Source organism: Longimicrobium sp., from assembly GCF_036280135.1.
GTDB lineage: Bacteria > Gemmatimonadota > Gemmatimonadetes > Longimicrobiales > Longimicrobiaceae > Longimicrobium.
Genome location: NZ_DASURI010000929.1, coordinates 1 through 4709, shown reverse-complemented (window position 1 = coordinate 4709; position 4709 = coordinate 1). Strand labels below are relative to the sequence as shown.

General features: G+C 68.6%; 3 protein-coding genes. All 3 read right to left on the bottom strand.

The annotated features are described in order from the left end of the window. Positions 1-102: 102 nt before the first annotated feature. On the bottom strand, positions 103-2052 hold the full coding sequence (gene dnaK, locus VFZ20_RS29890) for a molecular chaperone DnaK (RefSeq protein ID WP_329687627.1): 1950 nt from the start codon (positions 2050-2052) through the stop codon (positions 103-105). 329 nt (positions 2053-2381) lie between these two features. Next, positions 2382-3467 carry a YbjQ family protein gene (locus VFZ20_RS29885; protein ID WP_329687626.1) on the bottom strand — a complete coding sequence of 362 codons (1086 nt, stop codon included), beginning with the start codon at positions 3465-3467 and terminating at the stop codon, positions 2382-2384. A gap of 332 nt (positions 3468-3799) precedes the next feature. After that, positions 3800-4709, bottom strand: a 910-nt coding sequence (locus tag VFZ20_RS29880; protein ID WP_329687625.1) for a vWA domain-containing protein, incomplete at its 5' end; no start/stop codon positions are given.

Sequence of the window (4709 nt, the reverse complement as noted above, 5' to 3'; positions counted from 1 at the left end):
CTCGGCACTTGGCACTTCCCCGCGAAATCGGCACCGCCACCGGGAATCCGGAGACGGGGCCGATCTCAGTCCATCAGGTGACCCGCAGAGATCGAGGGACGGTTACTTCTTCTCGTCGTCCACGATCTCGTAGTCCGCCTCGACGACGTCGTCCTGCGGACGGGCGCTGGCCGTGGCGTCGTTCTCAAAGCCCGCGCCGGCCGTGGCGCCGCCCGTGAAGCCGGCATCGGCCGCGCCGCCCGCCGCCTGCTGCGCCTGGTAGATGCTGGCACCCGCCGCCGCGTACGACTGCTGCAGCTCCTCGAAGGCGCTGCGCACCTCGGCCACGTCGTCCTGCTTGAGGGCCTTGCGGGCGCGCTCCAGCGACTCGTTGAGCTTGTCCTTGGTGGCCTGGTCGAGCTTGTCGTCCCACTCCTTGACGTTCTTCTCGACCTCGTAGACCATGGAGTCCAGCCGGTTGCGGGCTTCCACCTGCTCGCGGCGCTCCTTGTCCTCGGACGCGTGGCTCTCGGCGTCCTTGACCATCTTGTCGATCTCGGTCTCGCTCAGGCCGCTGGACGCCTCGATGCGGATCTTCTGCTCCTTGCCCGTGGCCCGGTCCTTGGCGCTCACGTGCAGGATGCCGTTGGCGTCGATGTCGAACGTGACCTCGATCTGCGGCATGCCGCGGGGTGCCGGCGGAATGCCCTGCAGCTGGAACTTGCCGATGGTCTTGTTGTAGACGGCCATCTCGCGCTCGCCCTGCAGCACGTGGATCTCCACCGTGGTCTGGCTGTCCTCGGCCGTGCTGAACGTCTCCGACTTCTTGGTCGGGATGGTCGTGTTGCGCTCGATGAGCTTGGTGAACACGCCGCCCAGCGTCTCGATGCCCAGCGACAGCGGCGTCACGTCCAGCAGCAGCACGTCCTTGACCTCGCCCGCCAGCACGCCGCCCTGGATGGCGGCGCCCACGGCCACCACCTCGTCGGGGTTCACGCCGCGGTGCGGGTCCTTGCCAAAGAAGTTCTTGACCACTTCCTGGATCTTGGGGATGCGGGTGCTGCCGCCCACCAGGATCACCTCGTCCACGTCGCCCGGCTTGAGGCCCGCGTCCTTGAGCGCCTGCTCCATGGGCGGGATGGTGCGCCGCACAAGGTCGTCCACCAGCTGCTCGAAGCGCGCCCGCGTCAGGTTGACGTTCAGGTGCTTGGGGCCTTCCTGCGTGGCCGTGATGAAGGGCAGGTTGATGTCCGTCGACATGGTGGTCGACAGCTCCATCTTGGCCTTCTCCGCGGCCTCCTTGAGGCGCTGCAGCGCCATGGGGTCCTTGGACAGGTCGATCCCCTGGTCCTTGCGGAACTCCTCCACCAGCCAGTCGATGATGCGCTGGTCGAAGTCGTCGCCGCCCAGGTGGGTGTCGCCGTTGGTCGCCTTGACCTCGAAGACGCCCTCGCCCAGCTCCAGGATGCTGATGTCGTACGTGCCGCCGCCCAGGTCGTAGACGGCGATCTTCTCTTCCTTCTTCTTGTCCAGGCCGTACGCCAGCGCGGCGGCCGTGGGCTCGTTGATGATGCGCAGCACCTCCAGGCCGGCGATCTTGCCGGCGTCCTTGGTGGCCTGCCGCTGCGCGTCGTTGAAGTACGCCGGCACGGTGATGACGGCCTGCGAGACGGTGCTCCCCAGGTAGTCCTCGGCGGTCTGCTTCATCTTCTGAAGGATCATCGCCGAGATCTCGGGCGGCGTGAACGTCTTGCCCACGTTGGGCACGTCCACCTGCGCCAGCCCGCCGCTGCCGCTCGTGACCTTGTACGGCACCAGCTTCTCCTCGCTCTGCACCTCGGCCTCCTTGCGGCCCATGAAGCGCTTGATGGAGAAGATGGTGTTGGTGGGGTTGGTGATGGCCTGGCGGCGCGCCACCTGGCCCACCAGCCGCTCGCCGTCCTTGGTGAACGCCACGACGGACGGCGTGGTGCGCCCGCCCTCGGCGTTGGGAATCACCACCGGGTCGCCGCCTTCCATCACGGCGACCACGGAGTTGGTCGTTCCAAGATCGATCCCGATGACCTTCGCCATGCTCGGGCTCCTTGTCGTTGTATACGTTGCGATTGAACTGAAACAAAAGGCGCCGCGCGGGACGGCTCAGGTCCCGGGGCGCCGTACAGCGCTGCCCTGGGGAAGGGCAACGCCTATGCCACGTATTTCCATGTGTTTCCTGCAGATCCGGCGGCCCTGACTGCCGTTCTGGCGGTCGCGTGGCAGACCATCATCCGGTCCGTCTGCCTCACCAGGGAAACTGCATTCTCACACGGCGCTTCGCGAACGGAGTCAACGGTAACGGATAAAACCGTTCACGCAGTGCCGTTCACGAAGTGCCGTGTGACACAAGCCGTTTGCCGCGGCGTCTACTCGCCGGCGAACTGCGTCTTGAGCAGGCCGATCCGCTCGTCCAGCAGGGCGACGGCGCGGTCGGGGTTCAGCCAGCGCTGCGGCGTGCCGTAGCGGTCGCGGCCGCAGACGCCGCACGCCTGCATCTTTGCGTCCGGCTGCTCGCCGCACGGGCACGCCCACACCTCCTTCTCGCCCATCAGCCCCTTCTTGCGCGTGGTGGGGATGGGCGGCAGGGCGACGGGGATGAGCGCGCGCAGGGCCTCCAGCGGGGCGATGTCGTCGGGCGTGTAGAACGGCTTGTCGGCGGGGACCACCTGCAGGGCGCGGATGGACAGCGTGGGGTCGCCCTGGCGCAGCATCCCGCCCACGCGCTCCACGTCCAGCAGGGCCGCCTCGCGGATGACCTGGATGGCGAACTCGGCCTCGGGCTCGGGGCCGGAGAGGGCGCCGTACAGGTGGTTGGCGCCGTGGTCCGGCGTCAGGCGAAAAAAGAACTCCTTGAGCGGCGCCCACGCCCGGTCGCGCTGGGCGGGGTCGTACGCCCACTGGTTGTTCAGGTTCACGGCGCGCTTGAGCACGTGCGGCGCCAGCTCCTCCACCTGGTTGTCGACGACGAAGTCCCAGATGGCCGTGTCGCCCAGGTCCAGCTGGCCGGCCTGGGCGCGCTGCAGCAGGCGCAGGCGGTCGCGCTCCGTCTTGAGGTCGTGCGCGGAGATGGCGCCGGTGCCCGCCGGCGCGTGCGTCCCGGTGCCGGGCCCGGCGCGGCTCGCGCGGACGGCCGTACCCATGGCCGTCACCATCAGCAGCGACTTGCCGCCGGCGCTGATCTCGTCGTGGTCCACGCGCAGGCCGATGACGGCGGTGGCGCCCAGCCGCAGGCCCTTGTACTCGATGGTGGCCAGCGCGCGCTCCTTGATCTGGTCCAGCTTGCTCTGGTGGGCGCGCGACTCCATCCCGAAAAAGTCCGTCCAGCTGGAAAAGAAGTCCGTGAACAGCCCCGTCCCCACGACCACCTCGGCCGAGACGGGGCCCAGGTACTCCTCGATGGTCCACCCGTCCAGCGACGACGTGGTGGTGAGCAGCAGGCGCTTGCGGTTCATGAGGTGAAGCGGATGAGGCGGAGGACGTGGATCGATTCGGCCGATGGAAGATGATTCTGCCACGCGAAGCCGCCCGCGTCCATCCGTTCACGGAACGTCCTCTTGATTTCCTGAGGGAGGCGCCGCTGGATCCCGACCGGTCGGGGACCTCTGGCGCCGACCGAAGGATCTTGCCCGCCGTGCAGGGACCCAGCGCGTGAGGTGAGTCCCTGCCATGCGTGGAAGATCCTTCGGTCGCGCCCAGAGGCTGGTGAGTGGCAACGTCTGCGCGGGCGCTCCCTCAGGAAATCAATCAAGGCTCCGCCGGAGCAACCCGTTTCCCGTCCGGCGGTTCAGCGGCGGGACGCGATGCGGCCGCGCAGCTCGCGCACCTGCGGAAAGCGCGAGGCGGCGTACGCGCGGATCTCGCGCACCATCAGGTCGTTCAGCGGCTCCACGCGAAAGTCCGTCTCCGGTGTGAGGTGCGGGTTGCCGATCCCGCTGTCGTCCGTCAAAAAGACGTACTTGCCGCCCGTTGCCACGGCCATGGCGCGCATCAGGTACTCCGTGGGCCGGTCGATGCCGCTGGACGCCAGGGGAAAGATGGCGATGCCGCGCCGGCTGGCATCCGCCAGGGCGTCGTGGTAGGTGTAGGCGGCGTCGGCGTACTCGTGCGGCGGCGCGTCGGCCACCACGAACAGGATGCGCGCGGCCGGCTCCTCCGACCAGCCCAGCCGCATGGCGTCGCGAAAGGCGGCGTTCATCTCCTCGGGAAAGTCGCCGCCGCCGCTGGCCTCCGTGCGCGAGAGGAACGCGACCGTGGCGTCCACGTCGTCGGTGAACGGCTGCACGCGGGTGACGAACTCGTCGCCCCGGTCGCGATAGTACACCACGCCGATGCGCACGTCGAAGGGCGCGCCCAGCGGCTGCACGCGGCCGATGATGTCGCGCAGCTCCGACTGGATGTACGCCATCTCGTCGCCCATGGAGCCGGTCGCGTCGATCATGAAGCCGATCTCCAGCACGGGCCGGCGGTCGCGCGCCGCCAGCGGCTGGTTCACCTCCAGCAGCGGACGCGTCCCGTGCGCAAAGCCGCCGCGGCGGTAGACAAGCTGCTGCGCCGTGCCGCCTTCCGGGCGGACGGTGAACGCGCCCTCGCGCAGGCGATGGTGCGGCAGGCCGGGGAACAGCCGCGCGACGCCGTCGCCGTCCGTGCGCGCCTGGAAGCGGCGGCCGTCCTGCTCGATCTCTACGGCGTGGTCG

Coding starts and splice junctions, on each gene's coding strand:
- dnaK (WP_329687627.1), bottom strand. CDS start 2,052: ATGGCGAAGGTCATCGGGATCGATCTTGGAACGACCAACTCCGTGGTC.
- VFZ20_RS29885 (WP_329687626.1), bottom strand. CDS start 3,467: ATGAACCGCAAGCGCCTGCTGCTCACCACCACGTCGTCGCTGGACGGG.